Consider the following 16,049-nt stretch of genomic DNA (forward strand, 5'->3'; position numbering starts at 1 on the left):
TTCCTTTGATAAGAATAGAGTACACGTTTTTGGGTTTTCGAAAAGTGAGAAATCATGAAATTTGCAAAAAAATTTACATTCTGTTTGGGTTTCCTACTCATGATTTCTGGACTTTTGTCTCTTCCGAGACCATATGATCCCGACGAATTGGGCCGAGTTCAAATTTTAAAATCGGCTCTTTCCATAGACACAAGTTACCTCCTCTTCCTTGTGGAAGACTTTGAAGGAGAAAGGCCTTGGGATTTTTACCGAGTGGATTCGTTTTTAGCAGTCACACAATTTGCCGCTAACGTTCCCAAGTCGGAGGCTTTTTTACAAGAGGCCGCTATCTTAAAAGAATCAGGGTATTCAAACTTACAAAACCAAACGAGTTTCCTCCTCCAAAGTTATGTAGAAAATCCAAGACTCGACCATTGGGAAGTGAGACCGAAAGAACCAATTCTTATGCCACTCGGAATGCCCATCCAAGGAATCCTTTGGGTGTATTCAGAAGGCCACCATATCAATCTCAGTATGGGACTTTCCCAGAAAAAATCCAAAGATTTGTATTTTGATTTAGGGACTTTGAATTTTGTAGGTTGGCGTCGGTTGGAATTTAAAATCAACCTTCCCAAAGAAAATACAAGGCTCATCCAATCCATGTCCTTCCCTATTTCCTTTGCTTCCTTTCGGTTAAAAAGTTTGGCTTCACAAAAGAAAGGTGAGTTTCATTTATACTTTGACAATTTGAGTTTTGTGATAGATAAAAGAACTTTCATCTACCCTGGTTCGGAAGTGAACGACACTTGGGGTAACAAACGCTAAATGGTATATTTTTTCTACAACATTCTTATTTCATTCATTAGTTTCATTTTAAAATTTCTTTCTTTGTTTCTAAAACCAGTAAGAAATGAATTACAAAAAAGGAAATTCTCCTTAGAAAGTATTTTTTCAAAATCAGCAGAAGGGAAATTTGTGATTTGGCTCCACGCGGCAAGTGTGGGAGAACTTGACCAGGCCCGTGCCCTTACAGAAACCATCCGTAAAAAAAATAAAAACGTATTTATCATCCAATCTGTTTTTTCATCTTCTGTAAAAGAATCCACTTTTTCAGATCCACTAGCAGATGTGTATTTTTATCTTCCACTAGATACAGCTCACGCCTACGACAAAATTTTTTCTCACTTCAAACCAAAAGTTCTTTTTGTAATGGCTTGGGACACTTGGCCCAATCTTTTGAAAGTGGCAAATCGCCAGGGAACAAAAACCTATCTTCCTTGCGCCAGTCTGTCCTCAGAGTCTTCCAGAAAAAATCCGATAGTGCGGTCGTTAACAAAAGCTTCCTTCCAGTATCTGACAGGAATTTATCCAAGCCATGAACTGATGGCAAAAGAATTTACAGGCCTCATCTCTCCAAAAACCGATTTTATCGTGTTAGGTGACACAAGATTTGAATCTGTTCTTGGAAAATTAGAAACTAAAACACCAAACCCTAGTTTTACTCGTTTCGTTTCCGAGGAAAAAAGTTTTTTATCCAAAAACAAACCCATCATCCTCGGTTCCACTTATGGGATTTGTGAAGAGCGATTTACCGCTTACTTAAAAAGTCATTCCGATGATGCCTATTATTGGATTTTTCCTCATAAATGGGAGGAAAATCGAATGATGGAATTGATTCCTAATTTAGAAAATTACGGGACTGTAGGAGTCTTTTCAAAACTAAAACCAGGAGAGCCATTACCCAAATTCCTTCTTTTTGATCTGATGGGAATTTTGGCTTTTGCCTACCAATATGGAAGTTTTGCTTATGTGGGTGGAGCCTGGTTGCACCGAGTCCACAATACCATTGAACCGGCAGCTCTCGGCCTTCCAGTCATCACAGGACCTAGAATCAGTAACGCTCCCGAAGCCATCGTTATGCAAGAATTAGGTGGACTTTTCAAAACAGAATCGGAAATCCAATTTGTAGAAAAATTTGCCTTACTTGTACAAAACAAATCTTTAAGAGAAAAGATGGGTCAGGGGAATCGAAACTTTGTTGTAGAAAATAGAGGTGCGTCGGATAAGATTTATAACCGAGTTTTCTCCGATGCCCAAAATTAAAATTGCCGCTATCACACTAAACACCACTCCCCTAGACTTTTTGGGGAACTATGAATCCATCATCCAGGCAATCAAAAATCCAGAAACAAAGGGAGCCGATTGTATCCTTTTTCCCGAACTTTGTATTTCGGGATACGGGTGTGAAGATGCTTTTTACAAACCTTATGTTTGGACTCGTTCCGAAGAAATCATTAAAGAACTAAAACATATTTCTATAAACCAGATTTTGATTGTTGGTCTTCCTGTATTTGTTGGATCTTTTTTATACAATTGTATGGCCGTGCTTTATGGAGGAAAGGTGGTGGCACTGGTTCCAAAATTAAATTTAGCAAACACTGGCGTACACTATGAACGGAGATGGTTTCATTCTGAATCAGAATTTTTAAACAGAAGTATATCCTTTGCTGGTGAGGAAGTTCCTTTTGGACATTTTATCTTTCAAACTGAGAACTGGAACTTTGGAGTTGAGATTTGTGAAGACAGTTGGTCTGTACAAAAACCTGCATCCTTTTATTCCTTACAAGGAACCGATGTTTTGTTTTCACCTGGAGCTTCTCATTTTGCGATGGGAAAACAAAACATAAGAAAACAAATTTTTACCGAATCCAGTAGAAACCAGTGTAACCTCCAAGTGTTTACCAATCTTGTTGGAAATGAATCAGGACGGATTATCTTCGAGGGCGGAGCCATTTTTGCTTCCACCGGGAACCTTGTCAAAGAAGGACAAAGATTATCCTTCACTCCTTACCAAGTGACTTCCTATACCTTTGATCCCCATTTGATCCGTGCGGCCAAAGCCAGATCTTTTCGTGATTCCAAACCCAATGTTCATAGAACAGAGATTCCCAATATCCAATTAGAACCTTTAAAGGAAAGCCGCGATGGATATAGTTCTAGTTTTTCTGTTTTGGATAAAAGAGTCGAAAGGGAAACTAGTTTGGAAACAAATTCTGGTTCTTATCCTTTCAGTATTTATGAAGAATTTACAAAAGCGGTTTCCCTTGGGCTTTTTGATTATTTAAGGAAGTCAAAAACCAAAGGTTTTACCCTTTCTCTTTCCGGGGGAGCCGACAGTGCCACTTGCGCCTTACTTGTGAATTCTATGAAAGAAATCGCCATAGAAGAAAATGGTGATTCTACTTTTTCATCCCTTGGGATCAATGAAAAAGAACTTCTCGTCACCCTATACCAAAAAACAGAAAACAATTCTTCTCTCACAGAGGAGATTGCAAAAACATTAAGCGAAGAATTAGGTTATCCATTTCATTCCATTCCGATTGATGGGGCCGTAGACACCTCTATTAAACTGATTGAATCCGTCCTTGGAAAAACTCTGAATTGGAAAGAACATGACTTACCTTTACAAAACATCCAAGCCAGGGTTCGTTCTCCTCTGGTTTGGTTACTTGCCAATCTCAATGGACATTTACTTATATCAACAGGCAATCGCAGTGAGGCAAGTGTGGGTTATACAACGATGGATGGGGATTCCTCCGGATCATTAGCTCCACTAGCAGGCGTTAGCAAGGAATTTTTATTGGATTGGTTAGACGATATTCAAAATGGAAACAACCGCTTCATTACACCTAAAGAATCCATTCGGATTTTAAGGAATACAAAACCAACAGCGGAACTAAAACCCCTTTCCGAACACCAAGAAGATGAAAAGGATCTGATGCCTTATCCTATCTTACAATCAATTGAAAGAAAACTTGTGTATTTAGGAGTGCAAGATGCGGATTGTTTGGAAGCACTCATAAAGGAATTCCCATGGGAAACTCCGGATGTACTTTCTACTCATATCAAAAAGTTTAAAAAACTATTTATGACATCACAATGGAAAAGAGAGAGGCTCCCTCCCTCCTTCCATTTGGATGAATACGGCCTAGATCCAAAATCCAGTTACCGTTATCCCATTTTATCAAACGAAACTTAAAACTAAGGAGGAGAAATTCCCGCCTTTTGGAAAGCGTTCGATGCTTCCTTTTCCACTTGTTCGTTTTGGTATTGGATATTTTTTAAAATCTCTTGGAATTTTTTATCCATCTCCGGATCATCTCCCCCTTGTGATTCAATCAAGTAGTTGATGATTTCCAATCTGTCCTTTCCTTGTTTTCGAACATGGTTGTAGTACAAGGTAATGTCAGTGGCATTAGGCGTTCCACCAAACACTGAGTTTGTGGCACGTGAAAGTTTTTGATTGAACTCGGCCTGTTTTTGTTTGTCTTCCGGGGTCAATCGTTTTGGAATCAAATCGTTATCCGGAAATTGTTCCCGAAGTTCCTCAAAGGCCTGCATGGCTTCAGGAGGATAAGGTTTTCCTGTTTGTGGATTGATGGGAACTTCCCCTGCTTCCGACCCACCAAGATTGTTATCTTCCTCATACCGCATCCCACCAGCATTGTAGTAGTCGGAATCGAAGATGGAACCTGCATCTTCCCCGCGAACACCCAAACGGTTGGTTCCCTTAGGGCCGCCAGATCCTCCCCCAAATAGGGCTAGGGCCTGCGACCCTCTTTCTTTTTTACGGCGAGCTTCTTCTTCATCTTCTCCACCCATAACGAGGAGGATGAGAAAAAAAAGCCCAATCAGAGAAATGGAGACAAAGAGTAATTTTTTTTGGATTCCCATAGATTGAATTCCTGAAAACTTGGAAGGGCAACGAGAAATAGAATGCGTTTTCCCTCTTTACATCCACTTTACTTTATCTGCATATCTTTACTCTCTTTTTTTAGGTGTGGAATCAATACAGATACGCCCGTAGCACCCTTTGTTTTTCTAGTTCCTCCCAGTGTGCCGCAGATCCTTTCTATGGTTGCTGTCAATAGCAACATCACCAATGACTACCAAACGGATATTCTCAATTACACTGCAGATCCTAGACCGGAATACATCCTTCGTTATTATGTTACGAACCGGGAACCTCAGTTTTTAGGTTATAACCTCTATGTGACCACTGCCTTTCCAGGGATCATCCAAACCGTCCAAGGGGAATGGTTGGAAGATGGGGTACAACCCAGTTTCCCCCACCTTCCTTATGAAGCCTCCACAGAATCATCCAAGATTGTGACCAAAAGAATTCGTTTTGCAGTTCCTCCTCCGGGAGCAGAATTTTTCCAAAAATGCCAAATCTATAACTTTACTTTGCGTTCTATGCTCACGGGTGGACTCATCTCCAATCCGTCCACAACTTCCAGCACTTGCGCCATTCCAAATAAGGTAAACGACATCCAAACCCTTTGTGCTGTAGGCGTCGGATGTAATACCACCATTTGTGCCAATGCCGCTTGTGGAACACCGACGGCCTGTGCCTTGGGAACTGCATGTAACCCTTGTACCAAGGGAAATAATGATTTAGGTTGCACATGCCCAGCCGGACAATCTCCTCCAGGATGCCAATACGTTGGCCCATAAACGGGAAGTTGGTTCTCTCTATGTCGTGGCCACACCCATAGGAAATCTGGGAGACATCACCTTACGCGCCTTAGAAATTTTTAAAACTGTGGATCTTGTTCTTTGCGAATCAGCCAAAGAAACTAGGTCTCTATTTTCCAAATTAGAAATTGTGACACCTGTTCTTGCCCTTTATAAAGACAGTTCGGAAACTCCTTATGCCAATGTCCTAGAACAGCTAAAGTCAGGGAAATCAATGGCCCTAGTTTCTGATGCCGGAACTCCGGGCGTTTCGGATCCAGGAAGCCAAATGGTACGCACAGCTCGGGAAAAAGGGATTCGGATTGTTCCTGTGCCAGGTGCTTCCGCCCTCACTGCTCTACTTTCTGTTTCTGGATTTCAGGTCAATCCCACATATTTTTTAGGATTCCTCTCTGAAAAACCGAGTAAAAAACGCCGAGAATTAGAAAGAGCATCGGAGATCGATGGACTTGTAGTTTTTTATGAATCGGTTCACAAACTCCCCAGACTCTACCCTATGCTTGAAGAGCTCTTTCCGGAAACGGAGGTGCTTGTGGGAAGGGAGTTGACAAAGACCTTTGAAGAGGTACTTTACTATGCAAATCCTAGGGAATTGGCGAAAGAACCGCCAAATGCCAAAGGAGAGTTTGTTTTTCTCTTAAATCATCGAAAAAAAACACTTAAGGGATTTTCGGATTCCTCCGATATGTGATGTAGGAAGAGGACTAAATATATGAACGTCGACAAAGTAGGACGAGTTGGTGGTTACGGATACGAACCGAAAAAACCACAAGGGCCAAGAGAAACGGAAGCACAAGCTCCGGTAGACACAATTTCTATCTCTGACGCTGCCAAAAAAATTGCCTCGGAAGCAAAACTTCAAGCAGAAGTAAAACAGATCGCAAAACAAATCGTACAAGCTCCTCCAGAGGAAGATCGTACGGAAAAAATCAAAGCGATCAAAGAACGATTGAAAAACGGCGACTACGACAACCTCTCTACAGAGATGTTGGATAAAATCTCCGACCAAATCGCGTCAACTTTCCTCGGACAACAGTAAAAAGGACGGGTGGTGAGGGATCCTTTTTTATTGTCCTCCCCGAGGATTTCTCTAACTCCGCCGAATCATAATTAGGGGATCGTATGCCAGTTCTCCCCGAATGGATTAATTTTCAATTTCCTCCTAAAATTCACTTCGAAATCGATTGTGGATACAAACTTGGATCTTTTGTCAAAAACATTGGGTCCCGAGTGGTTCTTATCACCACACAAAAAGAACTAGAAAACGCCGAAGAACTTTCCATCATCAAAACCAGTCTCGAAAAACACGCAGAAGGTGTGATCATCTATGATGATATCGTTGACCGAGTTCATTTTAAAGATTTAGATTCCTGTGCTCACTTCCTTAGAATTTCCAATGCAGATTGTGTGGTGGCTTACGGTTCCTTTGAATCGGTAAACGCAGGTAAAGCGGCATCTCTTCTTGCTACCAATGATTTATTTGCAGAAGAATTGTTGGTTGGGAAAAAACAACCTAAGAAAAAAGGTCTTCCTTTAATCGTTGTTCCCACAAAACCCCTACTCGGAAATGAATGTTCTCCATTTTTTTCGATTGTGGATGATAAAGATAAAAATAGAAAATACTTTGCACATGAATGGGCTTTTCCTGAACTCATAGTTTCTGATCCAAAAATTGGGGCTGGTATGTCTAGTTCGGAAACTGCAAAAACTGGAATCTCCATTTTGTCCGCAGCTGTAGATAGTATCCTTTCTAAATATGCAAATGAGATTACTTCCTCCACTGCCCTACGTTCCATCGAACTTATCTCCAAAAACATTGTACCGGCAATTCGCGAACCAAGAAACCTAGGGCCAAAAAACTCCATTTATGCAGCAAGTCTCCTTGCAGGAATTGCACAATCCACAAGTAGCCTTGGACTTTGTTATGCATTGTCACTTGCAGTAACAACCGTTACGAATTTAGATATTTTTCAAAGTATGTCGATCCTTCTCCCACATGTTATGGAATACAACTTAACTTCTTCTGCTGGTAAGTATGTAATGATTGCAAGGGCTCTGGATGAAGACGTCACCAATATTTCGGTGATTGAAGCTGCGATCAAAGCGGTAGAAGGGATTCGTAAAATCTATTTAGAACTTAGGATTCCTCAAAGGTTGTCCGAATACGAAGTGAAAAAAATCGATCTTCCTGGGATTGCAACACTTGCGGCCACTTATTCATTTCTTGATTGTCTTCCTAGAGAACTTCCTAAAAATGAAATCGAAACCATCCTTGTGGCTGCGTTTTAGGTTCTCTTGATCCAACTGACGGAATTCGAAAAAAAACTATTAGAAACCTTTACTCTCAGTGATCGTGATGCCAGAAGATTACAAAGAGTCATCCAGGATCTTTCCATCGTCGTTGGAATGGAACATGAAGAGATTTATGACTTCATGCGGTTTGGTGTGGAAAATGAGTTGGAAATTTTAAAAACAGATTATAATTGGGAACACTTTCGGATTCGGATCCAGAAAAAACTAAAAAAATCTCCACCCCTTTGATTTACAGACAAGGAAACAATTACCATTTCTTTTTAGCAAGCCCCGACTCTGTGGCTCGGTTCCAATCGACGAAAAAATCCTTCTACCCTATCCCAAAGAAGAAAATCCCAGATCTACCATCTGTCACTTCAGATCCAATTCTATTCCCACAGTTTTTATACGAGTTACAATACAACAGACAATCCTTTGCATCCAAACCTGTTTTTACACCGACTTATATTGGTAGTACGAAAGTTCCAAAAGATACCGAATCCAAACCAAAACCAGGATTTTTTCCTCTAACCATTCAGATTGGCGGAATCCGTAGCACCTCATCCTTTCTTTACCGGGGAAAACGTGACAAGTTCCAATCGACAAAGTATCTATCACTTAGAGACATCATAAACCCAGAACTTTCGGAAGACTTAGTGCGGGAAAAAATTGAGTCTTTGTATTTTGATCCCAAAAGTAAAACCTACCTATTTCGTTTGGTATCCATTCTTTTTTCTGGAACACCAAAAGAAGAAGAAACCATTGTTTCCAATTTATTTCGCCATGAACCAGAATTTGCCAAATTCTTAAACAAACAAATGTTTACCGTAGAAATGATCCCACTCATTCATGGAAATTTTTTACAAGAGATTCTTCGTGACCACGATGAGAGGTATACCAAATACATCCTTCCCAGTCTTTCCAAACCTGTCATGGAAGTCGTTCGAACGTCTATCTCTAAAAACAAAATGAAACAAATTTTAGATGGGCCATCAAAAAAACCTCCAGAGGGTGAAGATTTGATTTCCATTATAGAAACAGAACTCTTCAAACGTTTTGCGAGAAATATTTATTATGAAGAAGGGAGTATCTTTACCTACCGGGAAAATGGTGAAGAGGAACGAAAAGAAGAAGTTCCTTTTACAAATACTGAAAAATTCAATTTTTTTACCGATGGCCACTTGGTTCAGTTTTATGGATGTACTGCCACCAAATTATTTTTCAAAACCTGTGATTGGATCGATGTTTTGCGATTTGATTTCTTTTTATCGAGAAAAGAAATAGAAACAACCGAATTCCATCGGTTGCCACCGGATTTACTCATTGAAATTCCCTACTATGCAACAGGAATTTTTCTTGTTGGTGGCGGGGTAACCAAAGAGAGAAAACCATTTGAATTTTCTCTTCTTTGGTTTGATTATTAAAGTTTGTTAATGAGGAAAACTTTTACCTTGGAATTTTAAGGTTTGGCTTGTTGCGTTTTTTTCTATTTTTATATAGTTATAAACATGATCATCGATGGCAACAGCTTTGTAATAGGTTCTTTTTCCAATCCAATCGGAATCCATTAAAATCGGATCAGTAATTTCCAAAGTAACCATTTCAAATTCGCAACCACCATTCCAAACCAATTTATTTTTTACATAAAATTGATCGATCACTCGATGAAAGTTGATCAATTCCTCGGTGATTTCTACATGAATGACAAGTGAATTTTCACCAAAATGAATGGTTTCTGTATAATACCCTGGTTTAAATTTACAATTGAGATTTGGTTTTGACTTTTGAAAGTTAATTGAATCAAGCGAACTAATTGTAAAAAAAAGTAACAATGTGATTAGGTGTATCTTTATTTTCATTTGTTTTGTCATTTTATTAATATTTAAAAACTACACCTAACAAACATTCTTACTCACACAAAGGTATCAAACTAATTTCCTGTTTTCACTCGTGAAATCGCCCAGTTCCATTTATCAATTTCTTCGTTTCGTTCCGATTCTTTCATCTTAGGCAAAAATTGGGTCGTTTTGGTTTCTTCTTTTCTAAGGCTTGCCACAGATTTAAAAAATCCACGTTCGAGTCCTGCCAGGTATGCGGCACCAAGTACAGTTGTATCAACATTTTGTGGTCGGATGACTTTGGTTCCTAGAATGTCTGCTTGGAACTGCATAAGCCAAGCATTGGAAGTGGCTCCCCCATCCACACGTAAAAACTTCAATGGTTTTCCTGTTTCTTTTTCCATGGCATTGGCAAGTTCATAGGATTGTAAAGCAATGGCTTTGAGTGCGGCTCTTGTGATCTGTGCGGGACTTGTGTCACGCGAAAGACCAAAGATAGCACCACGTGCCTCTTGGTCCCAATGAGGAGCTCCAAGGCCAGCAAAGGCAGGAACAAAAACCAAATCATCTTTAGTTTTAATGGCCTTCACCAATTTTTCAGAATCTTTCGAGTATTTAAAAAATTCTAAATTATCTCGAAGGAACTGCACGACCGCTCCACCAATAAATACAGATCCTTCCAAACAATAGACTGTTTTCCCTTCAGGACCAAGTGCAAGGGTTGTGATGAGACCTTGGTTGGAAATTCTAAATTCATCTCCTACATTGAAGAGTAAAAAACATCCAGTTCCATATGTGTTTTTGGCTTCTCCAGGTTCCGTACAAAGTTGTCCAAAAAGAGCTCCTTGTTGGTCACCTACGAGTGACGATATAGGAATGCCATCGGGAAGAGATTTTACATTCGAAGTGAATCCAAATAGATTTTTTGAATTGAACGCTTTCGGAAGCATAGACATTGGAACTCTTAAAATTTCACAAAGTTCCTCATCCCATTCTTTGGTTTGGATATTAAAAAGAAGGGTTCTTGAGGCATTGGTATGATCGGTTTTGTGTTCTTTATGACCTGTAAGTTTGTATAATAACCAAGTGTCAATGGTTCCAAATAACAAATCACCTTTTTCTGCTTTGGCACGAGCCCCTTTTACGTTATCTAAGATCCATTGGATTTTGGTTCCCGAAAAATACGCATCCAAAACAAGACCTGTTTTATTTCGAAAGTTAGAATCTAGACTTTGTTTTTTTAATTCCTTACAAATATCAGAGGTTCTTCTACATTGCCAAACAATGGCGTTATACACGGGTTTGCCGGTCTTTTTATCCCAAACCACAGAAGTTTCTCTTTGGTTTGTGATCCCAATAGCAACAGCATCTTTGGGATTTAGATTTCCATTTTTTATGGCGGTTCCAATGAGTTTTTGAGTTTTGGCCCAGATCTCTTCTGGATCATGTTCTACCCAACCTGGTTTTGGATAGTATTGTTTGAATTCTTGGTATGCGGAAGAAATTACCTTTCCTTTATCATTAAAACAAAATGTTCTAATCCCTGTTGTACCTGCATCTATCCCGATAATATAACTTTTTTTTGCCATTTTAAACCTCTATTTCCAAACCTTCATAAGCCATAATGATTTCTAATTTGCCATGTGGATCAAACATCTCTTTGTATTTGAGTGCGCGTAAATACACCAAGTCTAATTTTTCATCATCATAAGAAGGGTCATGATGAAACATCACTAATTTTTTGACCTTAGCACGAAGGGCAATGTCTGTGGCAATGGAAGCAGAACTATGCCCCCAATCAATTTTCTGAAGTGACTCTTCAAAAGTATATTGTGTATCGAAAACCAAAACATCAGCATCTCGGAAGTAATCAATATAGGTGTCTATGTTTTCCATTTCTTCTAAATTGAATTCCGCATCCGATGCAAAAATAATTGCCTTTCCATCTTCCATAAACCGGTAAGAAAAACTCCCACCCGGATGACGCACCGCTTTACTAAAGGCCTGAATGTTTGGGCCAAGAGATATTGTCTCCCCTTCTTCTAAATATTGAAAGGTTTTATTGGCTGCATAATGATCGAAAGATACAGGAAAATGTGTAAATACAAACTGGTGTTCCAATCTTTTTTCTATATCGTTCATACAAGAGATAAATTCAAAATGGTTCCCTGGTAAAAAAAGCGGAACAAAAAATGGAATCCCTTGGATATGATCCCAGTGTGTATGAGTTAAAATCCAATAAGCATGGCCAGTTCCTTTTCCAAAATCCGAACCCATCATTTGGTTTCCTAATTCCCTAAGCCCGGTTCCCCCATCAATGATAATTAAATTTCCATCTTTGTCACGGATTTCTACACAGGTCGTATTACCACCGTAAGTTGATGAAGAAGAAAAACTTAAAGAATTAAGAAAACTATGAATACTTTGTTCGTTTTGAATGTCCGTAGGACTTGCCAAAGAGAGAATTTTTTCTATTTTATGTTTTACGTTTTCAGGCCGAATGGGTGAACCTATGGATCCGCGAACACCCCAAAACTTGATTTTCATTGCTCTTTTTCTAGAGTCCTTTTTTGAAAAATCAAACGTTTTTTGATTGTATTTGGTTCTTTCAGATGTTGTCTTAACTTAAGTTATGTTTCAGTATGAAATCAAACGCGAAAATGAAAAGGCCCTTGTCCTTCTAGAAGGATCCTTGTCCCTTCGCGACACTCCCAAACTGAAAGCAGATATCAAAACCTTAATCGATAACCCAGAAATTCAGGAACTGGTTTTCGATTTTAAAAATTTGAGTTACCTAGACTCTTCGGGGATTGGAATCCTTCTCCACAGTTACAGTTGGACCAAAGAAAAAAACAAACTAGTCCGTATCATCCATCTTTCCGATGAAGTACGAACTATATTTACTGTTGCCAACCTACTAGATATTTTCCAACTAAAAGAAAAAACCTAAACCCGGTAGTCCTGAATGGTTTGGATGAGAAAGGAAACAATTCCGGAAAATACATAAAATCCCACAGCACCATACATCACGTAAGGCCATCTGTAAAATCCAATGGCGAGTAACAAAAGTCCAAGCCCAATGATACTGATCCCTAATTTTTTCCAGGAGAAAAGCCCTCGGATGGCTACTTGTGGTTTGCTATAACGGAGAGTCGAAACCATGAGTAATGCCGTTATCACAAAAAAGAGAACCGCAGTCCAGACAGGAACTTGTGATACGGAAAACACAAGAGGGAAAATTCCAATCACAACTCCAGCGACGGGAGAGGGAAGACCATTAAAAGATTTTGGATCGTGTGCTACGTTAAAACGTGCCAACCGGTAAGCTGCACAAATCGGATAAAGAGCTGCAATGAACATACCCAAAGGAAAATAATCAGGTTTGTCAAAGATATCCAGTTTGATATCATAAAAGAACATTTTGTACGATAAAAAACCTGGTGCAATCCCAAAGGTGGTCAGGTCAGCAAGACTGTCTAAGTCCGCACCAAGTTCACTTGTGCAGTTGAGGGCACGAGCAGCCATCCCATCAAAACCGTCGAATAACGCGGCTAAGATGATAAACACTCCTGCCAATGTGTAAAGTTCATGGGAGTTGGATTGGGAAGGGTTTGTTTCTGCTACGAGGAGCATCGAAACAAATCCTAAAGTTAAGTTCCCTAAAGTGAGAGTATTCGGAATCCAAGTTAATTTTAGTTTCATATTATTTGTTCAAAGTTTCGTTTAGGGCTAACCTTAAAGTCGAGCCCCACAAAAGATTTTTGTTTCCAAAGATGGTATCCAAGACATGCCACCATCGCTCCGTTATCTGTGCAGTAAATTTTTTTGCCAGGATAAAATAGATCGAACCGAGACCTTTCCTTTTCTTTTTCCAGTTGCTTCCGAAGGGTTTCATTAGCGAGAACTCCACCTGCCGCCACCACCGTTCGAATTCCGGTTTGGGCTATGGCCTTCCGGACATTCCGAGTGACGAGTTCAAAGGCAGTTTTTTGAAAGAAGTAAGAGATCTTTTCCAGAGGTGGATTTTCTGCATTTGCTTTTAAATAATAGAGAACTGCCGTTTTGAGACCACTATAGGAAAACCGAATGAGATCCTCCCCGTCTTCTTTTAAGAGTTTTGGAAAGGGATTCGGTCCTGCCTTGGCTGGATTATAAACATTTGCTTTGGCCTCTAAATAGGGACCACCGGGATAGGGAAGTTTTAGAACTGCACTGACCTTATCAAAGGCTTCCCCTAAAGAATCGTCCCTTGTATCGGCAAGGATTTGCAAATCACCAAACCCTTTGTAAAGATAAATGGACGAATTTCCTCCGGAAAGAAGGAGACCAAGCCAAGGAAAAGGTGGAAGTTCTCTTTCCAAACCAATCACAGCCAGATGTGCTTCCAAATGGTTGACGGCAACAATGGGAATCCCAAACACAAGTGAAATACTACGGGCAAGTTGAGCTCCTATCATCAGAGAACCAACTAACCCAGGATAGCTGGTAACTGCAACGTAGTCTAAATCAGAAAATTCGATCCCAGACTCATCCATCGCTTCTGCAAGTATAGAATTGATTTTTTCTAAATGCGCCCGAGAAGCAATTTCTGGAACCACTCCCCGATACGGAGAATGGGAATCGATTTGGCTATAGATTTTTAAAGAAAGGAGATCCTTTCCATCGCGAACGATGGCAATGGAAGTTTCATCACAACTGGATTCGATTCCTAACCCGTAGGTCATTATTTCAAAATACGAATGGCTTCTGCAAGTTGCGTATCCAAATCCAATCTTGGTTTGGAATTAGATGAACCTGCTCTCATTTCATTGAATAAAAATACCCGTGTGACAGAATCCGAAATGTTTATATTTTCTTTTTTTAGAAGGGCCGTAAAATCTGTAATGGCTGCTTCATTATAATCTGCATGTGATTCTAAAAATGGCCGCACCAAATTCTTTTTATAAAGTTTTTCCAAAGCATATTTTTCATCTTCACTTGCTGCAATGGGATTTACAATATAATCAGGAGTGATCCCTTTTCCATGGATGGAAACGCCAGAAGGAGTGTAGTATTTTTGGATGGTGATAGCAACTCCTGTACCTCCAGAAAGAGGAAAAATAGATTGTACACTTCCTTTCCCGAAACTCTGTGTTCCCACAACGATAGCACGTTTGTTATCCTTTAAAGCACCTGCTAAAATTTCAGAAGCACTGGCCGACCCTCCGTTTACCAAAATGGCAACAGGGATATCTAAAAACTTTTTTTCCTTTTTGTCGGCTTTATAACTTTTTACAAGAACTCCACCACGGCCTTTTACGGACACAATGTCCGCTTCCGGAGGTAAAAACAAATCAGCAAGGTCAATGGCTAAATCTAAAAGTCCACCGGGATTCATCCGTAAATCAATCACGAGTTTTTTTGCACCCGCTTCTTTCATGGCATTCACTGCCGAGGAAAATTCTTTTGCAGTGGTTTCTTTTCCCATAAACTGAACAAGTTTGATATAACCTGTTTCCGTTTCTTGCAGGTAATGAGACCTGACATATCTGATTTGAATGAGTTCTCTGACCAAATTCACAGTAAAAGGATCTTTGATTCCTTTTCTTTCAATTTTCATAGAAATGGAGGAACCAACTTCTCCCCGCATCATTCCAATTGACTCAGATAAAGAAACTGCCTTTGTACTTCTGCCGTTGATTTCTATAATTTTATCTTGGGGTTGGAGACCAGCTTTCCATGCCGGTGTCCCTTCGATGGGAGCTACAATGATAAATGCATTTTCTTGGAAACTGATTTCTACACCAATCCCGCCGAAACTTCCTTTGGTTTCATTTTGTAATTCACCAAATTCATCCGTATCTAAAAATCTAGTGTGAGGATCACCTAAACTTTGCAAGGCGCCAAGAATGGCACCAGTATAGATTTTTTTTTCTTCTTGTGGGTCTACATAGTCGTTTTCAATATAAGAAACGACTTCATGTAAAATTTGTAAGTATTTTTCCCCATCAGTGGAAATCGCTTTTACTTTTTCTGAACTAATAAAAAAAACCAGAGCCACCAAACAGGCTGTTATACTACCCCAAACCAATCGTTCAGAGATTTTAATTCTATTCATTTCCATAAATTGACTCGTAAAGGGCTTTGTTTTCTTTTTTTAACATTTCTTTGGCTTCAGGCACCGACAACCGGTAAACATCACAAGCCTCTTCAAAAAGGGCACTGTCCGTTGGAGTTGGCCTTTTGGTATCTGCCATGATCCCCGTTTGGATCCTGTTTTGTGCAAACCTTTCCAAAACTCGTTTGAGGTCGTAGGCATTAATTTCCTGTTTTTTGGGAGTGCAAGAGAGGAAAACGGAGAGGATAAAAAATAAGGGAATAAAGAAGAGATGTTTCGACATCCCTTCTAAACTCACTCTGAAC

Annotated in this window: 18 protein-coding genes; 10 read left to right on the forward strand and 8 right to left on the reverse strand. The window is 39.7% G+C overall.

Going from position 1 to position 16,049, the window contains the following annotated elements; all coding sequences use genetic code 11:
- Positions 1-54: 54 nt before the first annotated feature.
- The 3 genes from EHQ24_RS05465 to nadE are packed head-to-tail and all read left to right on the forward strand — an operon-like array spanning position 55 to position 4,018.
- Positions 55-804 (forward strand): flagellar filament outer layer protein FlaA, encoded by a 750-nt coding sequence (locus EHQ24_RS05465; protein WP_135600642.1) that lies wholly within the window; start codon positions 55-57, stop codon positions 802-804.
- Positions 805-2,082 (forward strand): 3-deoxy-D-manno-octulosonic acid transferase, encoded by a 1,278-nt coding sequence (locus EHQ24_RS05470; RefSeq protein ID WP_135600643.1) that lies wholly within the window; start codon positions 805-807, stop codon positions 2,080-2,082.
- Positions 2,069-4,018: an NAD(+) synthase gene (nadE, locus tag EHQ24_RS05475; protein ID WP_135600644.1), complete on the forward strand. Its 1,950-nt coding sequence runs from the start codon at positions 2,069-2,071 to the stop codon at positions 4,016-4,018. Before EHQ24_RS05470 ends, nadE begins: the two co-directional genes overlap by 14 nt.
- Positions 4,019-4,020: 2 nt before the next feature.
- Here nadE and EHQ24_RS05480 read toward each other — a convergent pair whose 3' ends face one another.
- The gene (locus EHQ24_RS05480) at positions 4,021-4,713 is read right to left on the reverse strand and encodes an LIC_20245 family lipoprotein (protein WP_135600645.1); all 693 of its coding nucleotides are present in this window, start codon (positions 4,711-4,713) and stop codon (positions 4,021-4,023) included.
- Between the two features lie 42 nt (positions 4,714-4,755).
- Here EHQ24_RS05480 and EHQ24_RS05485 point away from each other — a divergent pair, with 42 nt between their 5' ends.
- From EHQ24_RS05485 to EHQ24_RS05510, 6 genes are all read left to right on the forward strand, one after another.
- Entirely contained in the window at positions 4,756-5,496 is a 741-nt protein-coding gene (locus EHQ24_RS05485; RefSeq protein WP_135600646.1) for an LIC11073 family putative lipoprotein, read from the forward strand.
- Positions 5,486-6,208: a 16S rRNA (cytidine(1402)-2'-O)-methyltransferase gene (rsmI, locus tag EHQ24_RS05490; protein ID WP_135600647.1), complete on the forward strand. Its 723-nt coding sequence runs from the start codon at positions 5,486-5,488 to the stop codon at positions 6,206-6,208. Before EHQ24_RS05485 ends, rsmI begins: the two co-directional genes overlap by 11 nt.
- A 21-nt stretch (positions 6,209-6,229) precedes the next feature.
- Positions 6,230-6,556, forward strand: coding sequence for a flagellar biosynthesis anti-sigma factor FlgM (locus EHQ24_RS05495; RefSeq protein ID WP_002973649.1), 327 nt, complete (start codon positions 6,230-6,232; stop codon positions 6,554-6,556).
- A gap of 83 nt (positions 6,557-6,639) precedes the next feature.
- Positions 6,640-7,806: an iron-containing alcohol dehydrogenase gene (locus tag EHQ24_RS05500; RefSeq protein WP_135600648.1), complete on the forward strand. Its 1,167-nt coding sequence runs from the start codon at positions 6,640-6,642 to the stop codon at positions 7,804-7,806.
- Positions 7,807-7,812: 6 nt separating this feature from the next.
- Positions 7,813-8,058: a hypothetical protein gene (locus tag EHQ24_RS05505; RefSeq protein ID WP_135600649.1), complete on the forward strand. Its 246-nt coding sequence runs from the start codon at positions 7,813-7,815 to the stop codon at positions 8,056-8,058.
- Entirely contained in the window at positions 8,055-9,233 is a 1,179-nt protein-coding gene (locus EHQ24_RS05510; RefSeq protein ID WP_167483058.1) for a flagellar motor switch protein FliG, read from the forward strand. Before EHQ24_RS05505 ends, EHQ24_RS05510 begins: the two co-directional genes overlap by 4 nt.
- 6 nt (positions 9,234-9,239) lie before the next feature.
- On the opposite strand, the gene EHQ24_RS05515 is transcribed toward EHQ24_RS05510, so the two are convergent.
- From EHQ24_RS05515 to EHQ24_RS05525, 3 genes are all read right to left on the reverse strand, one after another.
- Positions 9,240-9,668, reverse strand: a complete 429-nt coding sequence (locus EHQ24_RS05515; RefSeq protein ID WP_135600650.1) for a hypothetical protein — start codon at positions 9,666-9,668, stop codon at positions 9,240-9,242.
- 71 nt (positions 9,669-9,739) lie between these two features.
- The gene (glpK, locus tag EHQ24_RS05520) at positions 9,740-11,236 is read right to left on the reverse strand and encodes a glycerol kinase GlpK (RefSeq protein ID WP_135600651.1); all 1,497 of its coding nucleotides are present in this window, start codon (positions 11,234-11,236) and stop codon (positions 9,740-9,742) included.
- Between the two features lies 1 nt (position 11,237).
- Positions 11,238-12,194: an MBL fold metallo-hydrolase gene (locus EHQ24_RS05525; protein ID WP_135600652.1), complete on the reverse strand. Its 957-nt coding sequence runs from the start codon at positions 12,192-12,194 to the stop codon at positions 11,238-11,240.
- 85 nt (positions 12,195-12,279) lie between these two features.
- Between EHQ24_RS05525 and EHQ24_RS05530 the strand changes: the two genes are divergently transcribed.
- The gene (locus tag EHQ24_RS05530) at positions 12,280-12,597 is read left to right on the forward strand and encodes an STAS domain-containing protein (protein ID WP_135600653.1); all 318 of its coding nucleotides are present in this window, start codon (positions 12,280-12,282) and stop codon (positions 12,595-12,597) included.
- Here the strand turns inward: EHQ24_RS05530 and EHQ24_RS05535 are convergent.
- Genes EHQ24_RS05535 through EHQ24_RS05550 form a run of 4 tightly spaced genes read right to left on the reverse strand, consistent with a single transcriptional unit; the run spans position 12,594 to position 16,027 of the window.
- The gene (locus EHQ24_RS05535) at positions 12,594-13,349 is read right to left on the reverse strand and encodes a CDP-alcohol phosphatidyltransferase family protein (protein ID WP_135600654.1); all 756 of its coding nucleotides are present in this window, start codon (positions 13,347-13,349) and stop codon (positions 12,594-12,596) included. The genes EHQ24_RS05530 and EHQ24_RS05535 overlap by 4 nt on opposite strands.
- Positions 13,346-14,371 (reverse strand): tRNA (adenosine(37)-N6)-threonylcarbamoyltransferase complex transferase subunit TsaD, encoded by a 1,026-nt coding sequence (tsaD, locus tag EHQ24_RS05540; protein ID WP_135600655.1) that lies wholly within the window; start codon positions 14,369-14,371, stop codon positions 13,346-13,348. The genes EHQ24_RS05535 and tsaD overlap by 4 nt, the downstream gene beginning before the upstream one ends.
- Entirely contained in the window at positions 14,371-15,735 is a 1,365-nt protein-coding gene (locus EHQ24_RS05545; protein ID WP_208725720.1) for a S41 family peptidase, read from the reverse strand. The genes tsaD and EHQ24_RS05545 overlap by 1 nt, the downstream gene beginning before the upstream one ends.
- 1 nt (position 15,736) lies before the next feature.
- Positions 15,737-16,027, reverse strand: coding sequence for an LA_1448 family UV-C exposure upregulated protein (locus tag EHQ24_RS05550; RefSeq protein WP_135600657.1), 291 nt, complete (start codon positions 16,025-16,027; stop codon positions 15,737-15,739).
- Between the last annotated feature and the right edge of the window lie 22 nt (positions 16,028-16,049).

The organism is Leptospira noumeaensis, assembly GCF_004770765.1.
Classification (GTDB): Bacteria; Spirochaetota; Leptospiria; order Leptospirales; family Leptospiraceae; genus Leptospira_A; species Leptospira_A noumeaensis.

What these genes read in the sequence shown, in the direction of transcription:
- glpK (WP_135600651.1), bottom strand. Translation starts at nt 11,236, where the DNA reads ATGGCAAAAAAAAGTTATATTATCGGGATAGATGCAGGTACAACAGGG.
- EHQ24_RS05495 (WP_002973649.1), top strand. Translation starts at nt 6,230, where the DNA reads ATGAACGTCGACAAAGTAGGACGAGTTGGTGGTTACGGATACGAACCG.
- EHQ24_RS05550 (WP_135600657.1), bottom strand. Translation starts at nt 16,027, where the DNA reads ATGTCGAAACATCTCTTCTTTATTCCCTTATTTTTTATCCTCTCCGTT.
- EHQ24_RS05485 (WP_135600646.1), top strand. Translation starts at nt 4,756, where the DNA reads ATGCGTTTTCCCTCTTTACATCCACTTTACTTTATCTGCATATCTTTA.
- EHQ24_RS05500 (WP_135600648.1), top strand. Translation starts at nt 6,640, where the DNA reads ATGCCAGTTCTCCCCGAATGGATTAATTTTCAATTTCCTCCTAAAATT.
- EHQ24_RS05515 (WP_135600650.1), bottom strand. Translation starts at nt 9,668, where the DNA reads ATGAAAATAAAGATACACCTAATCACATTGTTACTTTTTTTTACAATT.
- EHQ24_RS05465 (WP_135600642.1), top strand. Translation starts at nt 55, where the DNA reads ATGAAATTTGCAAAAAAATTTACATTCTGTTTGGGTTTCCTACTCATG.
- EHQ24_RS05480 (WP_135600645.1), bottom strand. Translation starts at nt 4,713, where the DNA reads ATGGGAATCCAAAAAAAATTACTCTTTGTCTCCATTTCTCTGATTGGG.
- tsaD (WP_135600655.1), bottom strand. Translation starts at nt 14,371, where the DNA reads ATGACCTACGGGTTAGGAATCGAATCCAGTTGTGATGAAACTTCCATT.
- nadE (WP_135600644.1), top strand. Translation starts at nt 2,069, where the DNA reads ATGCCCAAAATTAAAATTGCCGCTATCACACTAAACACCACTCCCCTA.
- EHQ24_RS05525 (WP_135600652.1), bottom strand. Translation starts at nt 12,194, where the DNA reads ATGAAAATCAAGTTTTGGGGTGTTCGCGGATCCATAGGTTCACCCATT.
- EHQ24_RS05530 (WP_135600653.1), top strand. Translation starts at nt 12,280, where the DNA reads ATGTTTCAGTATGAAATCAAACGCGAAAATGAAAAGGCCCTTGTCCTT.
- EHQ24_RS05535 (WP_135600654.1), bottom strand. Translation starts at nt 13,349, where the DNA reads ATGAAACTAAAATTAACTTGGATTCCGAATACTCTCACTTTAGGGAAC.
- EHQ24_RS05470 (WP_135600643.1), top strand. Translation starts at nt 805, where the DNA reads ATGGTATATTTTTTCTACAACATTCTTATTTCATTCATTAGTTTCATT.